Here is a 20030-nt window from a genome sequence, read left to right on the forward strand (position 1 = left end):
GCGGGCATTTTGCCGGGTTGCTTTGAGGCTGGATAGTGCGCGGGTGTGGAACGTTCCCGCGCAGGGCGCGGGAACCAGTGGGCTCAGCCAAAGATTTTCTTGAAGAAGGTCTGCATGTCCGCCCAGGATTTTTCATCCGCAGCCTTGTTGTAGCCGATGTCCGGGCCACCGTGATCGCCGTGGCTCAGACGATCCGCATCGGGGTTGGTGAAACCATGCTTGGCGCCGTCGAGGCTGACGAATTTATAGTCGGCGCCGGCCTTGTCCATTTCAGACTTGAACGCCGTGACGTTGTCGGCGGTGACCATGCTGTCCAGCGCGCCGTGCTCGACGAGGATCTTCGCCTTGACGCTGCCGGGCGTCGCCGGGGTCTTGGTGGCGAGTGCGCCGTGGAAGCTCACCACGCCGGCCAGTGGCACACCCTGACGCGCCGCATTCAACACCACGCCACCACCGAAACAGTAACCGATGGCGGCCAGTTTGCCAGTGTCGGTCTGTGGCTGTTTTTTCAGCAGATCGAGGCCGGCCTCGAAGCGTTTGCTGGCGGCATCGGCGTTCTGCGTGGCAGCCTGCATGAACGCCATCGCGTCTTTCGGGTGCTCGGTGTTCTTGCCTTCACCGTACATGTCGATGGCCAGGGCGCTGTAGCCGAGCCCGGCGAGATCCCGGGCGCGGCGCTTGGCGTAGTCGTTCAGGCCCCACCATTCATGGACCACCACCACGCCGGGGCGAGGTCCCTTGATCGCGTCGTCATAGGCGTAATAACCGATCAGTTTCGTTCCATCGGCGCTCTGATAAGGTATTTCCTCAGTTTTGATTGCAGCCGCGCTGAGGCTGCTGAAGGCGAGCAGGGTGAGGGCAAGGAACAGGCGCATGATCGGGTCTCCTGACAATAAAAGGTCAAGACAGCCTAGTTCATTTGATTGCGCCCGGGTTCAGGGTGCGTTCAGGGCAGGTACAGGCCGGGTTCAGTAATCTTGAACCACGTGCGAGGGATGTAATGAACAGGCCCCTCAAAAGCGGCAGTACACCGTTGTCGCAGGTATGCTGTTGGAGATGCTGATTTGCCCGGGAGAGCGTCATGAAACTGTTGGTCGTCGAAGATGAAGCGCTGTTGCGTCATCACCTGCAAACCCGCCTGACGGAAAGCGGTCACGTGGTCGAGTCCGTGGCCAATGCCGAAGAGGCGCTGTACCAGACCGGGCAATTCAACTTTGACCTGGCGGTGATCGACCTCGGCCTGCCGGGCATGGGCGGGCTCGACCTGATCCGCCAGTTGCGCCAGGACGGCAAGAGCTTCCCGATCCTGATCCTCACCGCTCGCGGCAACTGGCAGGACAAGGTCGAAGGCCTGGCCGCCGGCGCCGACGATTACCTGGTCAAACCGTTCCAGTTCGAAGAACTCGAAGCGCGGCTCAATGCCCTGCTGCGCCGCTCCAGCGGTTTCACTCAGTCGTCCATCGTCGCCGGGCCGTTGTTGCTCGACCTCAATCGCAAGCAGGCGACCCTCGATGAACAGCCTCTGGCGCTGACCGCCTACGAATACCGGATCCTCGAATACCTGATGCGCCACCATCAGCAAGTGGTGCCCAAGGATCGCCTGATGGAACAGCTGTACCCGGACGACGACGAGCGTGATCCGAATGTGATCGAAGTGCTGGTCGGGCGTCTGCGGCGCAAGCTCGAAGGCCCGGCCGGATTCAAGCCGATCGACACGGTGCGCGGGCTCGGCTATCTGTTCAATGAGCGCTGCACTTGATCCGTTCGCTTCGTGTTCGTTTGATGTTGGCCGCCACGACGCTGGCGGTGTTGTTCATGCTCGCCTTGCTTCCGGCGATGCAAGGGGCGTTCAGCCTGGCGCTGCAGGATTCCATCGAGCAGCGCCTGGCTTCGGATGTCACCACACTGATTTCTGCGGCTCGGATTGAAAACGGTCGTCTGGTGATGCCGATGCAGTTGCCGGACGAGCGTTTCAACCTCGCCGACTTCCGTCTGCTCGGCTACATCTACGACCGCGAAGGTCATCTGGTCTGGCGCTCGAAAGCGACCCAGGAAGAGCAGATCAACTACAAACCGCGTTACGACGGGATGGGCAGCGAGTTTGCGCGGATTCGCGAAGCCAGCGGTCAGGAATTCTTCGTCTACGACGTCGAAGTCAAACTGCTCGGCGGCAAGAATGCGGCGTTCAGCATCGTTGCGCTGCAACCGGTGCGCGAATACGAAACCACCCTCGAAGGCCTGCGGGAAAACCTCTACCTTGGCTTCGGCGCTGCGTTGCTGGTGCTGCTCTCGCTGCTGTGGATCGGCCTGACCTGGGGCCTGAAAGCCTTGCGCCGGCTCAGCCAGGAACTGGACGAAATCGAAAGCGGCACCCGCGAAAGCCTCACCGAACAGCACCCCCGTGAACTGTTGCGTCTGACCGGCTCGCTCAACCGCTTGCTGCACAGCGAGCGTCAGCAACGCAGCCGTTACCGTGACTCCCTTGATGATCTGGCCCACAGCCTGAAAACCCCGCTGGCGGTGTTGCAGGGCGTCAGTGAAGACATGGCCCAGCGCCCCGAAGATCGCGATCAGGCCTGGGTGCTGCAAGCCCAGATCGAACGTATGAGCCAGCAGATCAGCTATCAACTGCAGCGCGCCAGCCTGCGTAAAAGCGGTCTGGTGCGCCATCAGGTACACCTGCGCCCGGTGCTCAAAAGCCTGTGCGACACCCTGGACAAGGTCTATCGCGACAAGCGCGTTCGCGTGGCATTCGACCTGCCGGAACACTGCTACCTGCCGATCGAGCAGGGCGCCTTGCTGGAAATGCTGGGCAACCTGCTGGAAAACGCCTATCGGCTGTGCCTCGGCGAAGTGCGCATCAGCGTGCGCGAAAGCCTGGCCGGCATCGAGTTGTGCATCGAAGACGATGGCCCGGGTGTTCCGCAGCATCAGCGGGCGCGGATTCTTGAACGCGGTGAACGCCTGGATCGCCAGCACCCGGGGCAGGGGATCGGGCTGGCGGTGGTCAAGGACATTATCGAGAGCTACAACGCCAAGCTGACGTTGGGCGACTCACCAATGGGCGGGGCGGCGTTCAGGATTCATTTCCCGGCGGTGTGATCGCCTACTGCTCCTGCGCCCGATAAGCCCCCGGCGTCAGCCCCGTCCACTTCTTGAACGCTCGATGAAACGCCGACGGCTCGGAAAACCCGAGCTGTTCGGCGATCTGTTGCAACGACAGATCGGCCCGCCCCAGGTGATAAATCGCAATGTCCCGGCGCAACTGATCCTTCAACTCCTGAAAACTGGTGCCTTCCTCGCGCAAATGCCGACGCAGGGTCTGCGGGCTGATGTGCAGATGCGCCGCGACGGCTTCCAGGTCCGGCCAGCGCGCGCTGTCATGACTGAGCAGGCGGCGCAATCGGCTGCTGAGGCTGTTGCCGTCGTCCGGGCGAGACAGCAGGTCGGCGGGAGAGCGTTCGAGAAAGTGCTTGAGCGTGCGCTCGTCCTGCAACAGCGGCATGTGCAGATAGCGACTGTGAAACACCAGACTGCTTTGCGGTGCCGAAAACTCCAGCGGACACGAGAACAGCAAATCGTACTCCGCCCCGTGCGCCGGTTTCGGGTAGCTGAAACTTGCCTGTTCCAGGCGAATTCGCTGGCCGATCAGCCAGCTGCCGAGGCGATGCCAGATCACCAGCAGGCTCTCGGAGAGAAAGTGATCCGGATCCCACCATTGCGAATCGTCGAGGCTCAGACGCACCCATTCGTCTTCATGGGCCAGGCTCAGGCGCGGGGCCTCTGGGAATAGGCTATAAAACAATAAGCCGCGTTGCAGAGCCTTTTCCAGGCTGCGGCAATGGATGATGGCGTGGCACATCATGGCGAAAGTGCCGGTCTTGCTGGGCGCGTTGCCGAAGCCCAGGCATTCGTCGTCCAGGGCCAGCCACAGGTTCTGGATCAGTCGGGTGAATTGTTCCGGGGCGATCCGCGCACGGGGCTCGTCGAGCAGTTCGGGACTGATACCCAGTTGTAGCAGCAGACCCGAATGATCGAACCCGCGACGGCGCGCGCCGACGAGTGCGGCACGGGCGAAGTGACTGGCAATGGTGCGTTCGCGCATAAACGGCAAATCCTTCCTCTGGCGACCGATGGTAGCCGGCGGCTTTGATCGGCAACAAGGCGGATTTCCGCCAAATTGTAGGACGAGACCGGGTGCGTTGGCGGAAATCCGCCACACTTGGGTAACCGAATGGTGACACAGAAAAACCTGCATCCCCTGATATCAAAAGGCTTGCAGCGAATTGCACCAAAGTGGCACGAGCTTTGCGATAAAAGCGACAGAAGCGTGCGCCGAGCCGGTCCGGAAAGCGTCGCTCGACACAACAAATCCCTCCAGTGCAGGAGGGTTCGCAATTCAAGTGTCGCGTTCAACAGATGGATGTTGCTACGCGGGACTCTTGAGGAACTTTGCAATGACGACTCGTCAGCCACTGTACAAATCCCTGTATTTCCAGGTGATCGTCGCAATCTGTATCGGTATTGCGCTCGGCCACTACTACCCGCAGTTCGGCGTGGCCGTAAAGCCGCTGGGTGACGGGTTCATCAAACTGATCAAAATGATCATCGCGCCAATCATCTTCTGCACCGTGGTCAGCGGCATCGCCGGCATGCAGAACATGAAGTCGGTCGGCAAGACCGGCGGTTACGCGCTCCTGTACTTCGAAATCGTTTCGACCATCGCCCTGCTGGTGGGCCTGATCGTGGTCAACATCGTGCAGCCGGGCAACGGCATGCACATCGACGTCGCCACCCTCGACGCCTCGAAAGTCGCTACCTACGTAGCACAGGGCGCTGACCAGAGCGTTGTCGGCTTCCTGCTCAACGTGATCCCGACCACCATCGTCGGCGCGTTCGCCACCGGTGACATTCTGCAAGTACTGATGTTCTCGGTGATCTTCGGTTTCGCCCTGCATCGCCTGGGTGCCTACGGCAAGCCGATCCTGGACTTCATCGATCGCTTCGCCCACGTGATGTTCAACATCATCAACATGATCATGAAGCTCGCGCCGATCGGTGCCTTCGGTGCGATGGCCTTCACCATCGGCGCCTACGGTGTCGGCTCGCTGGTGCAGCTGGGTCAACTGATGGCGTGCTTCTACATCACTTGCCTGGCGTTCATCCTGATCGTGCTGGGTGCCATCGCCCGCATGCACGGCTTCAGCGTGCTGAAGATGATCCGCTACATCCGTGAAGAGCTGCTGATCGTGCTCGGTACTTCCTCGTCGGAATCGGTACTGCCGCGCATGCTGATCAAGATGGAGCGTCTGGGCGCGAAGAAATCGGTAGTGGGTCTGGTGATCCCGACCGGTTACTCGTTCAACCTTGACGGTACCGCGATCTACCTGACCATGGCGGCCGTGTTCATCGCTCAGGCGACCGACACCCACATGGACATCACTCACCAGATCACCCTGCTGGTGGTGTTGCTGCTGTCCTCCAAAGGCGCCGCCGGTGTGACCGGTTCGGGCTTCATCGTACTGGCAGCCACCCTGTCGGCCGTAGGTCACCTGCCAGTGGCCGGTCTGGCACTGATCCTGGGTATCGACCGCTTCATGTCCGAAGCCCGCGCCCTGACCAACCTGGTCGGCAACGCCGTTGCCACCATCGTTGTGGCCAAGTGGGTCAAGGAACTGGACACCGACGTACTGGACGCCGAGTTGGCCTCGGGCGGTCGCGGTATCGTCGACCAGCGTCACGAAGACGACCTGGGTGTGGCCGAAGGCCCGACCCCGAGCAATGTGAAGTAAGCATCGCTTGAATGGAAAAACCCGCTGCGGCGGGTTTTTTCTTGCCTGCGATTTGAGCGCAACGGTCAGCGCAACTGATGCATCCGGTAATTGCCCCAGCGCCGATGGCTGCCTAGGCTGCATGCATTGTTGATGGAGATCGCCCATGTCTGCACCGTTGGCCTCACTGAAGATTCTGGATTTCTCGACCCTGTTGCCGGGGCCGTTCGCCTCGCTGCTGCTGGCGGACATGGGCGCCGAAGTGCTGCGTATCGAATCGCCGACCCGCCTCGATCTGCTGCGGGTGTTGCCGCCTCACGATCACGGGATTTCGGCCAGCCACGCCTACCTGAATCGCAATAAACGCAGTCTGGCGCTGGACCTCAAGCAGCCCGAGGCGCTGGAGCTGGTGAAGCAGTTGCTGGCGAACTACGACATCGTGCTGGAGCAGTTTCGCCCCGGCGTGATGGAGCGGCTGGGGCTGGGTTACGAGGCGCTGAAGGCGATCAATCCGAAGCTGATTTATGTGTCGATCACCGGTTACGGCCAGACCGGGCCGTATAAGGATCGCGCCGGGCATGACATCAACTATCTGGCACTGGCCGGGCTCTCCAGCTACACCGGACGCGCCGACAGCGGGCCGTTGCCGTTGGGCATGCAGGTGGCGGATATCGCGGGTGGCTCGCTGCATGGGGTGATCGGCCTGTTGGCTGCGGTGATATCACGGCAGCAGACCGGGCAGGGCACGCATCTGGACGTGAGCATGACTGACTGTTCGTTCAGCCTGAACGCCATGGCCGGTGCCGGGTATCTCGCCTGTGACGAGGAGCCGGGCTGGGAGGATCAGATGCTCAATGGCGGCAGCTTCTACGATTACTACCGCTCCCGGGATGGGCGCTGGATGTCGGTGGGCAGTCTGGAGCCGGCGTTCATGCAGCAACTGTGCGCCGCGTTGGGTCGGCCGGAACTGGCGGCTCAGGGTTTATCACCCAAACCCGAGCAACAACGGGCGCTCAAGGACGCCTTGAAGGTCGAGTTCGAGAAGCATGACTTTGCTGAACTGTGCGAGTTGTTCGCCGGGATTGATGCCTGTGTCGAACCGGTTCTGAACCTGGGTGAGGCGGTGCAGCATCCGCAGTTGCAGGCGCGGGAGCTGGTGACTCAGGTGCCGCGTGGGGATGGCTCGGCGCAGGCGCAGATCGCTTGCCCGCTGAAGTTTTCCGAAGGGTTGCCGTCGCCGCGACATATCGGCGCGGCGCTGGGGCAGCATACGGATCAGGTGTTGGGGGAGTTGGGCTTGAGTGTTGAGCGCATTGCCGAATTGCGGCGAGCCAAGGTGATCGCCTGACTCACTCGACCCGCATCTCGCCACTGAACACTAGCGTATTCCGGCATCGGCGGCACAAATACCGCCGGCCTTGCCGCACCAGACTATGGCGCTGGGCCGAAAACGGGAAATCACTGTCGGCACAGGGGCATTTATAGATGTAGCGGGTCACGCTGCGCCGTTTGACTTCGTAGGTATGGCAGCGATCCGGCGGCAGCTCGTAGACCCCGCGCATGATCAGTTGCCACTCCTCGCCATGGGGCTGGATGCGGTCGCCGAACAGTTGATGGGCGATCAGGTGCGCGACTTCGTGGGCCACGGTCTGCTTGAGGAAGTGTTCGGTGTTTTCCCGGTACAGCTGCGGGTTGAAGCGCAGCAGGTTCTCGTGCAGATGCGCGACCCCGGCTTTTTGCCCGCGCAGCTTGAGGCTCACGACGGGGCGTTTGAAGGGACGTTTGAAAAAGGATTCAGCGAGTTGGTAACAGTCTTCGACGCGGGTATTGAGTTGCTCGGGCATGCTTGATGGATCTCCAGAGACTCGGAGTATGCCGCAACCGTCCGGCCTTGCGTATCGCCGAACTGCCGAATGGTCGTGGCGCTTTTCCCTGGCATGAGAAGGCCGCCTCGCGGCGGCCTGTGTTGGCGGATCTTGTTCTTCTCGGCGTTGCAGCCAACCAGTTCGTGGCTCTCTAATTAGTGTAGACAGGCCCCACGCCCAGTCCCCAGACAATCACGGTAAACGCCATGATGGCCACCAGCACCACCAGACCCACCGCCAGTACCGAGCTGGAAAACAGAAAACCCTCGTCAGACGGAATGTTCATGAAGGTCGGCAACCCCACATACAACAGGTACACCGTGTAGCAGATGGCCGCCGTACCGACGATCATCCCCAGCCACATATGTGGATACAACGCCGCCAGCCCGCCGACGAACAATGGTGTCGCGGTGTAGGTGGCAAACGCCACGCAGCGGGCCAGGCTCGGGTTGGCGTCATAGGTGCGGGCCATCCAGTGCACGAAAGCACCCATGACCGCGACCCCGCCGAGCATCGCCAGGTACGACATGATGGTCATCCACAACGCGCTTTCGACGGTGAGCATCACCGGTGCGCGGCTGCCGATGACCCAGCCGACCTGCGTCGTGCCGATAAACGCCGAAATGGCGGGGATCGCCGCCAGAATCAGCGTGTGTGTCAGGTACATGTGGCTGATGCTTTCCTCTTGGTCGCCACGGATTTCCTTCCATTCCTGATCGGGGTGGGTAAAAAGTCCCACTACGTGATGGATCATGCCAGTCACTCCTCTTTTTATTGCCATCGCCCCCCAGCGGAGCGCCTACGGGCCAATGTGGCCGAGCAAATACAGGTCTTCAGATTGCGTGCGACCTTATGTCGCAGTATAGAAAGGTCTTAACCGCACAGGTGATAGGGTCTTAGAGCAAATCGCGCTGTAAACCGGCGGGGTAATCGCGTCGGGGTCTGTGCAAACGGGCAATCGAGGGGGCGACAACCTGTGGCCACAACCCCGGTGTTTTTGCGTAAAATGCCCGCCTTTCGTCACACCTCACGGATTTCGCGTCATGGGCACTCTTACGGTCAACCAGAACAAACTGCAAAAGCGCCTGCGCCGCCTGGCCGGCGAAGCAGTCACCGACTTCAACATGATCGAAGACGGCGACAAGGTCATGGTCTGCCTGTCCGGGGGCAAGGACAGCTACACCATGCTCGACGTGCTGATGCACCTGCAGAAGGTTGCACCGATCAAGTTCGAGATCGTCGCCGTGAATATGGACCAGAAGCAGCCGGGCTTCCCTGAGCACGTGCTGCCGGCCTACCTGAAAGAGCTGGGCATCGAGTACCACATCGTCGAGAAAGACACGTACTCGGTGGTCAAGGAACTGATCCCGGAAGGCAAGACCACCTGCTCGCTGTGCTCGCGTCTGCGTCGCGGCACGCTGTACACCTTCGCCGACGAAATCGGTGCGACCAAAATGGCCCTCGGTCATCACCGCGACGACATCGTCGAGACGTTCTTCCTCAACATGTTCTTCAACGGCAGCCTAAAGGCGATGCCGCCAAAGCTGCGCGCCGACGACGGACGCAACGTGGTGATCCGCCCGTTGGCCTACTGCAACGAGAAAGACATCCAGGCCTACTCGGACTTCAAGCAATTCCCGATCATTCCGTGCAACCTCTGCGGTTCCCAGGAAAACCTGCAACGTCAGGTGGTCAAGGAAATGCTCCAGGACTGGGAGCGCAAGACCCCGGGCCGTACCGAGAGCATTTTCCGCAGCCTGCAGAACGTGATCCCGTCGCAACTGGCTGACCGTAACCTGTTCGACTTCACCAGCCTGAAGATTGATGAAACCGCGGCTTCGCGTTTCGTTAACGTGGTGAACCTGTAAGCGATCCGATCGCTTGAAAAAAAACGGCGCTCGCGGGCGCCGTTTTCAATTCGTTTTCTAGGAGAGGGCATGCGCGATTACAAGTGGCTGCACGAATACTGTCTGAACCGATTCGGTTCGGCGGCTGAACTGGAAGCCCATCTGCCTGTTCCCAAGACCCCGGCGCAATTGCGCCAGATCAGCGACGACCGTTATCTCTCGACCATGGCCCTGAGGGTCTTCCGTGCCGGGCTCAAGCACAGCCTGGTGGACGCCAAGTGGCCAGCTTTCGAAGAAGTGTTCTTCAAGTTCGATCCGGAAAAGGTCGTACTGATGAGCGCCGAACACCTTGAGCGGTTGATGCAGGACGCGCGGATCATCCGTCACCTGGGCAAACTGAAAAGCGTGCCGCGCAATGCGCAGTTCATTCTGGACGTCGAGAAAGAAAAGGGCAGTTTCGGCGCATTGCTGGCGGACTGGCCGGTGACCGATATCGTCGGCCTGTGGACCTACCTGAAAAAGCACGGTCATCAATTGGGCGGGCTGTCGGCGCCACGCTTCCTGCGCATGGTTGGCAAGGACACGTTCGTGCCGAGCTACGATGTGGTCGCGGCGTTGAATGCACAGAAGATCGTCGACAAGGCACCGAGCAGTCTGCGGGATCTGGCCACGGTGCAGAACGCGTTCAACCAGTGGCATGAAGAAAGTGGCGGACGGCCGATGAGCCAGATTTCGATGATGCTGGCATACACCGTCAACCATTGAGACCGAGTGATCGTTCCCACGCAGAACGTAGGAACGATACCGGGAGAGCTGTCAGGCGACGGAGATTTCGCCTTCGCCGGCCAGCTTGCGGTTCAACTGATACCGCCAGCGCACATACAGCAGCGCCGAGCAGAACACCGCCAGACTGGCGATCATCTCCAGCACGCCGAACAACTGGCGGCTCGGGTCATACGCCGCCAGTGCGCCCTTGATGAAATACAGGTTCACCACAAAGCACATCCACGAATGCCCGCGGGCGCTGCCCATGATCATGCCCGGTGCCAGCACCAGCCACGGGATCAGCTCAATCAGCAGAATCACCCACGGCCGCGCGCCGTGGAGGTCGGCGAACACAAGGTAATACGCAGCGAGCAGTCCGGCCAGACCGAAAAAGCACAGCAGACTGATCACCCGCATCGCCCGCACCCGTGGCTCCAGCCATTCGACGGCGGGCAGGACTTTCGGCTTTCTGGCCATCTCAGTTCCCCAGCTTCTGGGCCGTCCTGGCCAGACGTGCGCCCAGTGCGCGGCACAGCGCCACTTCGTGCTGATCGAGGCCGCTTTTGCCGTCAGCCCCGGCGTGATGGCTGGCGCCGTACGGCGTGCCGCCGCCCTGGGTTTCCAGCAGCGCCGATTCGCTGTAGGGCAGGCCGGTGATCAACATGCCGTGGTGCAGCAGCGGCAGCATCATCGACAGCAGGGTGGTCTCCTGACCGCCGTGCAGGCTGGCGGTGGACGTGAACACGCCGGCCGGTTTGCCGACCAGCGCGCCGGTCAGCCACAGGTTGCTGGTGCCATCCAGAAAGTACTTGAGCGGCGCGGCCATGTTGCCGAAACGGGTCGGACTGCCGAGGGCCAGGCCGGCGCAGTTCTTCAGGTCATCCAGCGTGGCGTACAGCGCGCCTTCATCCGGAATGTCCGGCGACACGGCTTCGCACTCGGTGGAGATCGCCGGCACGGTGCGCAGGCGCGCTTCGAGGCCGCCCTGTTCGACGCCACGGGCGATCTGCCGGGCCATCTCGTTGGTCGAACCGCTGCGGCTGTAATACAGGACCAGAATGTACGGCGCACTCACGGCAACAGCTCCAGGATCTGCTCCGGTGGACGGCCGATGACGGCTTTGTCGCCAGTTTCGAGGATCGGGCGCTCCATCAACTTCGGATGCGCCGCAATGGCTTCGATCAATTGTTTCTCGGTGAGACTGACATCCGCCAGGTTCAGGGTCTTGTATTCGTCTTCGCCGGTGCGCAGCAGTTGCCGGGCGCTGATCCCCAGCTTGCCGAGCAATGCCTTGATTTGCGCGGCGTTCAGCGGCGTTTCGAGGTAGCGCACCACGTTCGGCGTCAGGCCACGGGCTTCGAGCAGTTCGAGCGCACCGCGGGATTTCGAGCAGCGCGGGTTGTGATAAAGCGTCAGATCGGTCATGGGCGGGTCGCTTCTTGCGTAGAGTGGCGGCTATTCTAACTGTGCAGCGCGCAATCCAGAACCTTGGGAGGCGATGGGTCGCAGGCGCATTCAATTTTTCACAAGGAACATGACATGACACGGCGACTGGCAGCGGCATTGACGATCATCGGGGCGTTGATGCTGGGCGGCTGCGGTAACGACTACGGCATTGACCAGAACGGGCAGAAGGTCGCGTCCGAGCGCCTGGACAAACAATGGGTCGTACTCAATTACTGGGCCGAATGGTGCGGTCCGTGCCGCACGGAAATCCCGGAACTCAATCATCTGGCCGACGAGCTCAAGGGCAAGAAGATCGGTGTGTTCGGGGTCAACTTCGACAACGTGCAGGGTGAAGAGCTGAAAGGTGCCAGCGAGAAACTCGGCATCAAGTTCACCGTGCTGGCGCAGGATCCGGCGGATCTGTTCGAACTGCCGCGCAGTGAGGCCTTGCCGGTGACCTACATCATCGACAACAAGGGCAAGGTGCGGGAACAGTTGATGGGCGAGCAGACGGCGGCGGGGGTGATGGCGAAGCTGGAGGCATTGAAGGCGAGCAATTGAGGATCGTTCCCACGCTCTGCGTGGGAACGATTGGAAGGTCAGCCCTCTTCCAGCCACCAGCGCAATGGCTTGCCCTCGGCAGGCCAGAAACGCATCTGCTCGATGGGCGAAACGTCCCAGCGCTCGACTTTCTCCAGGGCCTGGAGGAAACGCTGTTCCTGCTCCATCAACGCCGGAGCACACAGTTTGCGGGTCTTGCCGACCTTGCCGAAGCTGAGTTTGTCGCCTTCCAGAGTGTAGGGCGCGAACCAATGGTTGCAGCCGCCGTTGCCATACGCCCGGCCATCATCGCCGAGGGTCACAGTCAGGTGGCTGTAGTCCATCAGTGGCCGCTCGCCGATCCACTCCAGAATGTAGCTGCGGTTCTGTTGCAGTTGCACAGGCTCCGCGGCGCAACCGATCAGGCCGGCGCCGAAAGCGGCGGTCAGGGCCAGGTGTTTCATCACGCCGGCTCCTGGCATTTCGGACACAGGTGCTTGTCATCGACGGCTTTCCAGCCCAGCTCGGCGATACGTGCCGTAGCGGCTGGTTTTTCTGCCGGTTTGCCGAGCTTGGCGTCTACCGCGAATTCGAAGCTCAGTTCCTTGGCGCAGTTGTCACAGTTGACCTGCCAGGTATGGATCGCCAGTTCGCCGAACACCGGGCCGGTGGTCATCGCGGTCCATTGACCCGGCGGGTTGATCAGGTGGCGGACGGTGTCGACGGTCAGGCGCATGGACAAGTCCTTGCTGCCTTTGAGGGTCACGACCAGCACGTCACCGATACGGATCGAACCACCGTTGCCGGTGACCTGATAACGGCCCGGTACGAGGGCGCGGCATTCGGTGAGGGTGTGTTGCGGGTTCATCAGGGTGTAGCGGAAATCGTGTTCGACCATGGGTCCTCCAAATATGCGCGACATGCTAGCACGGGCTTGATTGCAGAATAACGCGCGCTTGCGACCTTCGATCCGGTTCAAATCGACACCACAGTCGTGGCAAACTGCCGCCTTCATCTCTAAGGAACGGAACATGGCGCTGATCGAATGTTATGAATGCAAGCGGAGCATCAGCCCCGAAGCGATGACGTGCATTCATTGCGGGGCTCCGATGACGGGTAAACACGCACCACCGCAGGTGTCCCGGCCGGCCACCGCGACATCAACGATTTCCTTTGGCAGTCTGCCCCGGAACAAGGTAGTTACCGACGCTTTCGTCGCAGAAGCCGCTCCTGCGTCTGCCCTGGAACCCAAAGTCATGCCCGCCGCCGCTGGGCGCCGCCGCCGGCAGCAGGCCGAACAGGCAGCCGAGCAAGCGGTCGAGCAACAGTCGTATGTCGATGGTGTGCGCCCGGTAGAGGGCTGGCTGAAGGTCATGGCGTTTCTGATGCCGATGATGTTTGTCTGGTTTCTGCTGCGTCGGGGCCACTCCCTCAAGCAGCGACTGTTTGGCTTCGGCTGGCTGGCGTTGCTGATTTTTTGCGTGGCGATTGCCCCGACGCCGCCTCCGGTCTGACGATCGATTGTCAGCCTTCGACCTGGTTCTGCGGCGCTCCTGCCGCCCAGGTCGCGATGTTGTGCAGGGTGGTGGCGGCAATCGCACCCAGCGCCTCGTGGGTCAGAAACGCCTGATGCGCAGTAATGATCACGTTGGGGAATGTCAGCAACCGCGCGAGCACGTCGTCCTGTAAAGGCAGGTCGGAGCGGTCTTCGAAAAACAGTTGCGCCTCTTCTTCGTAAACATCCAGCCCCAGATACCCCAGTTGGCCGTCCTTCAGAGCGTCGATCAGCGCCGGGGTGTCTACAAGGCCACCGCGCCCGGTATTGATCAGCATCGCACCGGGTTGCATGTGCGCTAGCGAATCACGGTTGATCACGTGCTTGCTCTGCTCGTTGAGCGGGCAATGCAGGCTGATGATCTGCGATTGCTCCAGCAGTTGCGGCAGACTGAGATAGCGCGCCCCCAAGGCTTCGACGGCCGGGTTCGGATACGGGTCGAAGGCCAGCAGCTCACAGCCGAAACCGTGCATGATTTTCGCAAACGTTGCGCCGATCTGACCGGTGCCGACAATGCCGACGGTCTTGCCGACCAGATCGAAACCGGTCAGCCCGTGCAGGCTGAAGTCGCCTTCGCGGGTGCGGTTATAGGCCCGGTGCAGTCGGCGATTGAGTGCAAGAATCAGCGCCACCGCATGCTCGGCCACCGCGTGGGGCGAGTAGGCCGGTACGCGCGTGACGACCAGTCCCAGGCGTTTGGCGGCGCTCAGGTCGACATGGTTGTAACCCGCCGAACGCAGGGCGATCAGCCGGGTTCCGCCGGCCGCCAGGCGTTCCAGCACGGGAGCGCTGAGGTCATCGTTGATGAAGGCACAGACCACTTCGTGCCGGTCGGCCAGGGGCGCCGTGTCGAGACTCAGTCGGGCCGGTTGAAAGTGCAGCTCGATACCGGCCGGGCAGTCGGCGGAAAGAAAACTGTCGCGGTCGTAGGTCTGGCTGCTGAAAACGATCGTGCGCATGCAATCCTCCTGAAGCATCGACGCGGGCGCGATTCACCCGCGACAACTGTAGCCGCGTCGGCGTTGATCGGCATTGCCGTGGATCAGGCGCTGATCTTCGCCTGCGCCGCCAGACGATTGATCGCCCGCTCCAGTTCATCCAGAGCGGTGGCAGCCTTGGGGTCTTCCTGCTTGAGCAGGGTTTCGCTGCGCTGGCAGGCCGCGCGCAATTGTGGAACGCCGCAGTAGCGGGTGGCACCGTGCAGGCGATGCACCCGTTCGAGCAGACCGTTCTGATCCTGATTGTCGCGGGCCGTGCGAATGGCTTCGCGATCAGCCTCGAGCGAAGCCAGCAACATGGCCAGCATGTCCGCAGCCAGATCCGCCTTGCCAGCGGCCAGGCGCAAGCCTTCTTCGTGATCCAGTACCGGCAGGTCCTGATGCCCCACGAGGCTTTCACCGCCACGGTCCGGTGCCTGATTGCGCAGCGCCAGTCCTGTCCACTTCAGAACCACTTGGGCCAGTTGCCGTTCGCTGATCGGTTTGGTCAGGTAGTCGTCCATGCCGCTTTGCAACAGTGCGCGTTTTTCGTTGGCCATGGCGTGGGCGGTGAGGGCGACGATCGGCAGCGGCGTGCAATGGCGTTCGCTTTCCCACTGACGGATGGTCTCGGTGCTCTGACGCCCGTCCATGCCCGGCATCTGCACGTCCATCAGCACCAGATCGAAGGTTTCGCTCTGCACAGCCTTGACCGCCGCATAGCCGCTTTCGACGGCGAGCACCTTGGCGCCCATGTCTTCGAGCAATGTCTGCACCAGCAACAGGTTGGCAGGGTTGTCGTCGACACACAGCACTTTCGGCGCACGGCTCGACAGCGGTTCGCCGGGTTCGCTGCGTGTCTGGCGCGGGTTGACCATGTCCGACAACGCCCGGCGCAGCTTGCGGGTGCAGGCCGGTTTGGACTGGAGCTGGCTGTGCGGGTTGGGCACCGAGAGATGGAACAGCGTCAGTTCGGTGGTCGGGCACAACACCAGTACCCGACAGCCGAGGTGTTCGAGATCCCAGATGTGCTGGTTGAGGCGTTCCGGCGGCATGTCGTTGCTGGTGATGCCGAGCACCGCCAGATCGATGGCCTGATCGGTCTGATGGGCACCAGTGACACCATTGGTCAGACTTTCGAGGGTATTGAACGGTGTGACGTCGAGCCCGCAATCTTCCAGTTGATGCTGCAACGCCTGACGCGCCAGTTCGTGGTTTTCCAGCACCGCCACCCGACGGCCGAGCAATGGCGCGGCGGGCAGGTCTTCGGCGTCGTCGCGAGTCTTGGGCAGGCTCAGGCTGATCCAGAACTCCGAGCCTTCGCCCGGGGTGCTGTCGACTCCGATCTCGCCGCCCATCTGTTCGATCAGACGCTTGGAAATCACCAGCCCCAGACCGGTGCCGCCGGGCTGACGCGACAGCGAGTTGTCAGCCTGGCTGAAGGCCTGGAACAAGGCGCGCACGTCCTGGTTCGACAGGCCGATGCCGGTGTCCTGAATGCTGATGCGCAGTTGCACGCTGTCTTCGTGTTCTTCTTCGAGCATGGCGCGGGCGACGATGGTGCCCTCGCGGGTGAACTTGATAGCGTTGCTCACAAGGTTGGTGAGGATCTGCTTGAGCCGCAGCGGATCACCAACCAGCGACAGCGGCGTGTCGCGATAGACCAGGCTCACCAGTTCCAGCTGCTTGGCATGGGCAGCAGGGGCGAGGATGGTCAGGGTGTCCTGCAACAGGTCGCGCAAGTTGAACGGGATGTGGTCGAGCACCAGTTTGCCGGCCTCGATCTTCGAGAAGTCGAGGATTTCGTTGATGATCCCCAGCAGACTGTCGGCGGACTTTTCGATGGTGCCCAGGTAGTCGAGCTGGCGCGGGGTCAGCTCGCTTTTCTGCAGCAGGTGGGTGAAACCGAGAATGCCGTTGAGCGGCGTACGGATTTCGTGACTCATGTTGGCGAGGAACTCGGACTTGATCCGGCTCGCTTCCAGGGCCTCCTTGCGGGCCAGGTCCAGCTCGATGTTCTGGATCTCGATAGTTTCCAGGTTTTGACGCACGTCTTCGGTGGCCTGATCGACACTGTGCTGCAATTCTTCCCGGGCATTTTGCAGGGTGCCGGCCATGCGGTTGATGCCGGACGCCAGTTCATCCAGTTCCTGACTGCCGAGGGGCGGCAGGCGGGTTTCCAGATGACCGTCCTTGAGTTGCGCGACTGCCTGTTTGATCTGGCTGATCGGGCGATTGATCGTGCGGCCCATGCGCAGGGCCAGCAGTGCGGCGCCGGCGAGTCCCGCAGCAATTAGCAACAGGCTGGCGAACAGGCTTCGATAACCACGCAGCAACATGCCGTTGTGCGACAGCTCCAGTTCGACCCAGCCGAGCAGGCGATCGGACTCTTGAGGGATCAGTTCGCCAGCGAGATTGCGGTGTTTGCCGAACACTGGCAGCAGATAGCGGGTGGCGTCGTTGCCGCTGCGCCGCAGCAGTTGCGTGCTGTCGCCGCTGGGGGCCTGGTTGAGCATGGTGGGGCCGGCGTGGGCCAGTGGCGAACGGTCGGGGGCGAGGAACGTCACCGCGCGCACGTCCGGTTGTTCAAGGGATTGGGTGGCGATGCGCTCGAGCAGATCGGAATCGCCGTGACCCATGGCCGGCGCCACCAGCGGAGCGAGTTGCTCGGCGATCATTTCGCCGCGCTGCATCAATTGGGCCTGCAGGTCGGACTGCTGCGTCCAGGTGAAATAGCCGCCCAGCACCAGCGCCATCAGGCTGGTCGGCAACAGGGTCAGCAACAACACGCGACCTTTGATTCCCAGTTTCTTGAGCACGCCTATCTCCTGCATCCCGCTGATCGTTGACTCTTGCGTGCTTCCGGCACGCGGCATGGGCGCAGTGTAGCGATTTGCTTGCGGGCATTCCCGGGAAAAATCATGTCGTGATCCGTCGTTTCGGCGCCGGTCATTTGTCCGACAGGTCAACCTTGGGTTGCCGGGCGGCGGGCAATCTTGAATAATCGCCCAACTGAGAATTATTTGCAGATAGTCATGAATCCTGTCTCTGTTGGTCAGCCACGCATTCTTTCCATCGAGGACGATCCCGTTCTCGGCGCCTATGTTCACGAACAGTTGGGGCGCAGCGGCTTCCAGGTCACCTGGTGCCAGAGCGGCAGCGAAGGCCTGAGCATCGCCCGGCACCAGCCATTCGATGTGGTGCTGATGGACATTCTGTTGCCGGGCCTTGATGGTCTGAATGTGCTGACGCAACTGCGTCAGAGTCATTCCACGCCGGTGCTGTTGATGTCGGCGCTGGGGGCCGAGGCTGATCGCATCAGCGGTTTTCGTTTGGGGGCCGACGACTATCTGCCCAAGCCGTTCAGCATGGCCGAGTTGCATGTGCGGATCGAAGCGATCCTGCGTCGGGTCGCCCTCGACCGGCGCCCGGCCGTCAGCGTTGAGCCGGTGGCCGCGGGCGGTCTGCATTTCGACGATGAGCAGTGCGAAGTGTCCTACCGCAATCAACCCGCCGGCCTGACCCGCAGCGAATACCGCTTGCTCGAAACCCTCAATCGCAATGATGAAGAGGTGCTGAGCAAGGCCTTCCTTTATCAGCACGTGCTTCAGCGCGGCTACGCGGCCCACGACCGCAGCCTCGACATGCACATCAGCCAGATCCGCCGCAAACTCAAATCGATCGGCTACACCGAGCGGGAAGTGCGCACGGTGTGGGGAAAGGGTTACGTACTGAGCGCCGTCGATGAAGGTGTCTGACCTGCCGGGCCGGCATTCACTGTTCTGGAAGCTGGCCTGCCTGCTGGTGGCCTTCTGTCTGCTGATGATCTGGCTGAGTTGGTCCTGGGGCCGTTATATGGAGGAACGCAATCAGTTCCTCTCCGACGAGGCTCGCGGCACGCTCACCCGTTATGCCACCGAAGCCGAAGAAGCATGGCGGCGCGATCGACGTGATGGCGTGGACCGTTGGTTGCAGAGCATGGAATTGCGCGAAGCCGGTTGGGTCGGCGTGATCGACGGCAACTTGCAGTCGCTGAGCAGCGATCCGCTGAACGAAAAGGAAATCCAGCACCTGACTTTTTTGCGTGGACTTGATTGGCCGATTCATAAAAAGGGCCGGCCATGGCTGCGTGTTCCGTTCCCGACAGAGCCGGCCGCTGGCAGCCTGGTCATCGAGTTGCCCGAGAGGTTTCTGCCGGGCAAATATCGAGTGTTCTGGCGGGTGATCACCAACGGGGTGATTCCCGGCCTGTTCACCCTGTTGCTGTGTGTTGGCCTGTATCGCTTGCTGGTGGTGCCGCTCAACAACCTGCGCGAGCAGGCCAATGCGTGGCGTGCCGATCAATTGAATGTGCGCCTGTCGAGTGGCATTACCCAGCGCCCGGACGAACTCGGCGAACTGGCCCGTGCCTTTGACTCGATGTCCGAACGCCTGCAATCGACCATCGCCCTGCAACAGCAATTGTTGCGCGACCTGTCCCACGAACTGCGCACCCCCTTGAGTCGCCTGCGGGTGGCCAGCGAAAGCGAACAGGGTCTGTTGCCATTGCGCGAACGCATTGGCCGCGAAGTCGATGGCATGCAGCGGCTGGTCGAAGACACCCTGCAACTGGCCTGGCTCGAAACTGAACGTGCACCATTGCCGGACGAGGCGATCCAGATCCAGGCCTTGTGGGAGATGCTCACGGAAAACGCCTGTTACGAAAGTTGCTGTCCGGAAGGGAAATTGCAATGTGCGGTGGACGCATCGTGCTGGGTGCGCGGCAATCTCAACACCTTGGCCCAGGCGCTGGAAAACATCCTGCGCAACGCAATCCGTCATTCGCCACCGGGCGGCATCGTGCGACTGGATGGCCGACGTGACGGGGACTACTGGCATCTATGGCTGGAAGACGAGGGCGGTGGCGTGGCCGAGGCGAATCTGGAGCGAATCTTCTCGCCGTTCACCCGACTCGACGGTTCGCGTCCGGGGGATGGTGGATTCGGTCTGGGGCTGAGCATTGCGAGGAATGCGGTGCAGCGGCAGGGCGGGACCCTGTGGGCCGAGAACGGCCAGTCGGGATTGCGATTGAATTTGCGGTTAGTGGCGGATGACAGTGCCGTCACTCCCGACGCCTTCGCTGGCAAGCCAGTTACTGCCGGGGATATGTGTCGCCCGCAGGTTGTGTGAATAGCACAGGAAAGTGTCAGCGCTGCTGACACTCGTTTAAAAGTCGCACCACTGGCGCGACTTTTACTGCTTATTCCAAGAAACCATAAGCACCA

General features: G+C 61.3%; 21 protein-coding genes. 10 read left to right on the forward strand and 11 right to left on the reverse strand.

All coding sequences use genetic code 11. The annotated features are described in order from the left end of the window. Positions 1–83: 83 nt before the first annotated feature. Positions 84–875, reverse strand: a complete 792-nt coding sequence (locus tag CAF87_RS01830; RefSeq protein WP_085730404.1) for a dienelactone hydrolase family protein — start codon at positions 873–875, stop codon at positions 84–86. Between the two features lie 206 nt (positions 876–1081). Between CAF87_RS01830 and CAF87_RS01835 the strand changes: the two genes are divergently transcribed. Together CAF87_RS01835 and CAF87_RS01840 are read left to right on the forward strand one after the other, a co-directional pair. Continuing rightward, the gene (locus CAF87_RS01835; protein ID WP_085710996.1) at positions 1082–1759 is read left to right on the forward strand and encodes a response regulator transcription factor; all 678 of its coding nucleotides are present in this window, start codon (positions 1082–1084) and stop codon (positions 1757–1759) included. Then, complete coding sequence (locus CAF87_RS01840; protein ID WP_085730405.1) at positions 1756–3102, forward strand: ATP-binding protein; 1347 nt, start codon at positions 1756–1758, stop codon at positions 3100–3102. The genes CAF87_RS01835 and CAF87_RS01840 overlap by 4 nt, the downstream gene beginning before the upstream one ends. Positions 3103–3106: 4 nt before the next feature. On the opposite strand, the gene CAF87_RS01845 is transcribed toward CAF87_RS01840, so the two are convergent. After that, positions 3107–4105 (reverse strand): AraC family transcriptional regulator, encoded by a 999-nt coding sequence (locus CAF87_RS01845; protein ID WP_085730406.1) that lies wholly within the window; start codon positions 4103–4105, stop codon positions 3107–3109. 352 nt (positions 4106–4457) lie between these two features. Between CAF87_RS01845 and CAF87_RS01850 the strand changes: the two genes are divergently transcribed. Next, positions 4458–5792 carry a dicarboxylate/amino acid:cation symporter gene (locus tag CAF87_RS01850; RefSeq protein ID WP_085730407.1) on the forward strand — a complete coding sequence of 445 codons (1335 nt, stop codon included), beginning with the start codon at positions 4458–4460 and terminating at the stop codon, positions 5790–5792. Positions 5793–5937: 145 nt separating this feature from the next. Continuing rightward, positions 5938–7119 (forward strand): CaiB/BaiF CoA-transferase family protein, encoded by a 1182-nt coding sequence (locus CAF87_RS01855; protein ID WP_085730408.1) that lies wholly within the window; start codon positions 5938–5940, stop codon positions 7117–7119. Position 7120: 1 nt separating this feature from the next. Here the strand turns inward: CAF87_RS01855 and CAF87_RS01860 are convergent, their stop codons facing one another. Both CAF87_RS01860 and CAF87_RS01865 read right to left on the reverse strand, forming a co-directional pair. After that, positions 7121–7615: a SprT family zinc-dependent metalloprotease gene (locus CAF87_RS01860; protein ID WP_085730409.1), complete on the reverse strand. Its 495-nt coding sequence runs from the start codon at positions 7613–7615 to the stop codon at positions 7121–7123. Between the two features lie 172 nt (positions 7616–7787). Then, positions 7788–8390 carry a Yip1 family protein gene (locus CAF87_RS01865; RefSeq protein WP_085730410.1) on the reverse strand — a complete coding sequence of 201 codons (603 nt, stop codon included), beginning with the start codon at positions 8388–8390 and terminating at the stop codon, positions 7788–7790. A gap of 289 nt (positions 8391–8679) precedes the next feature. Here CAF87_RS01865 and ttcA point away from each other — a divergent pair, with 289 nt between their 5' ends. Both ttcA and CAF87_RS01875 read left to right on the forward strand, forming a co-directional pair. Then, positions 8680–9504 (forward strand): tRNA 2-thiocytidine(32) synthetase TtcA, encoded by an 825-nt coding sequence (ttcA, locus tag CAF87_RS01870; protein ID WP_011335493.1) that lies wholly within the window; start codon positions 8680–8682, stop codon positions 9502–9504. A gap of 69 nt (positions 9505–9573) precedes the next feature. Further along, entirely contained in the window at positions 9574–10248 is a 675-nt protein-coding gene (locus tag CAF87_RS01875; RefSeq protein WP_085730411.1) for a DNA-3-methyladenine glycosylase I, read from the forward strand. Between the two features lie 51 nt (positions 10249–10299). Here CAF87_RS01875 and CAF87_RS01880 read toward each other — a convergent pair whose 3' ends face one another. From CAF87_RS01880 to arsC, 3 genes are read right to left on the reverse strand one after another with little or no spacing between them, the layout of a single operon-like run. Then, on the reverse strand, positions 10300–10725 hold the full coding sequence (locus tag CAF87_RS01880) for a DUF2069 domain-containing protein (RefSeq protein WP_085730412.1): 426 nt from the start codon (positions 10723–10725) through the stop codon (positions 10300–10302). A gap of 1 nt (position 10726) precedes the next feature. After that, on the reverse strand, positions 10727–11323 hold the full coding sequence (gene wrbA / locus CAF87_RS01885; RefSeq protein WP_085730413.1) for an NAD(P)H:quinone oxidoreductase: 597 nt from the start codon (positions 11321–11323) through the stop codon (positions 10727–10729). Continuing rightward, positions 11320–11673, reverse strand: coding sequence for an arsenate reductase (glutaredoxin) (arsC, locus tag CAF87_RS01890; protein WP_085730414.1), 354 nt, complete (start codon positions 11671–11673; stop codon positions 11320–11322). The genes wrbA and arsC overlap by 4 nt, the downstream gene beginning before the upstream one ends. Before the next feature lie 114 nt (positions 11674–11787). Between arsC and CAF87_RS01895 the strand changes: the two genes are divergently transcribed. Next, a complete protein-coding gene (locus CAF87_RS01895; RefSeq protein ID WP_085730415.1) occupies positions 11788–12255 on the forward strand; it encodes a TlpA disulfide reductase family protein in 468 nt (155 codons plus the stop codon). Positions 12256–12293: 38 nt separating this feature from the next. On the opposite strand, the gene CAF87_RS01900 is transcribed toward CAF87_RS01895, so the two are convergent. Both CAF87_RS01900 and CAF87_RS01905 read right to left on the reverse strand, forming a co-directional pair. Next, a complete protein-coding gene (locus tag CAF87_RS01900) occupies positions 12294–12698 on the reverse strand; it encodes an META domain-containing protein (protein WP_085730416.1) in 405 nt (134 codons plus the stop codon). Next, positions 12698–13132, reverse strand: a complete 435-nt coding sequence (locus CAF87_RS01905; protein WP_085730417.1) for a hypothetical protein — start codon at positions 13130–13132, stop codon at positions 12698–12700. Before CAF87_RS01905 ends, CAF87_RS01900 begins: the two co-directional genes overlap by 1 nt. Before the next feature lie 133 nt (positions 13133–13265). On the opposite strand from CAF87_RS01905, the gene CAF87_RS01910 reads away from it, so the two are divergent. Further along, positions 13266–13748 carry a hypothetical protein gene (locus CAF87_RS01910; protein ID WP_085730418.1) on the forward strand — a complete coding sequence of 161 codons (483 nt, stop codon included), beginning with the start codon at positions 13266–13268 and terminating at the stop codon, positions 13746–13748. A 10-nt stretch (positions 13749–13758) separates the two neighbouring features. On the opposite strand, the gene CAF87_RS01915 is transcribed toward CAF87_RS01910, so the two are convergent. Together CAF87_RS01915 and CAF87_RS01920 are read right to left on the reverse strand one after the other, a co-directional pair. Next, on the reverse strand, positions 13759–14748 hold the full coding sequence (locus tag CAF87_RS01915) for a 2-hydroxyacid dehydrogenase (RefSeq protein WP_085730419.1): 990 nt from the start codon (positions 14746–14748) through the stop codon (positions 13759–13761). Between the two features lie 83 nt (positions 14749–14831). Continuing rightward, positions 14832–17585: a response regulator gene (locus CAF87_RS01920; RefSeq protein WP_085730420.1), complete on the reverse strand. Its 2754-nt coding sequence runs from the start codon at positions 17583–17585 to the stop codon at positions 14832–14834. 216 nt (positions 17586–17801) lie between these two features. On the opposite strand from CAF87_RS01920, the gene CAF87_RS01925 reads away from it, so the two are divergent. Then, positions 17802–18524, forward strand: a complete 723-nt coding sequence (locus CAF87_RS01925) for a response regulator transcription factor (protein ID WP_085730421.1) — start codon at positions 17802–17804, stop codon at positions 18522–18524. Further along, complete coding sequence (locus CAF87_RS01930; protein WP_085730422.1) at positions 18511–19935, forward strand: sensor histidine kinase; 1425 nt, start codon at positions 18511–18513, stop codon at positions 19933–19935. Before CAF87_RS01925 ends, CAF87_RS01930 begins: the two co-directional genes overlap by 14 nt. Positions 19936–20030: the final 95 nt, after the last annotated feature.

This window comes from Pseudomonas sp. R38(2017) (assembly GCF_002112395.1).
In the GTDB taxonomy this organism is placed as follows: domain Bacteria; phylum Pseudomonadota; class Gammaproteobacteria; order Pseudomonadales; family Pseudomonadaceae; genus Aquipseudomonas.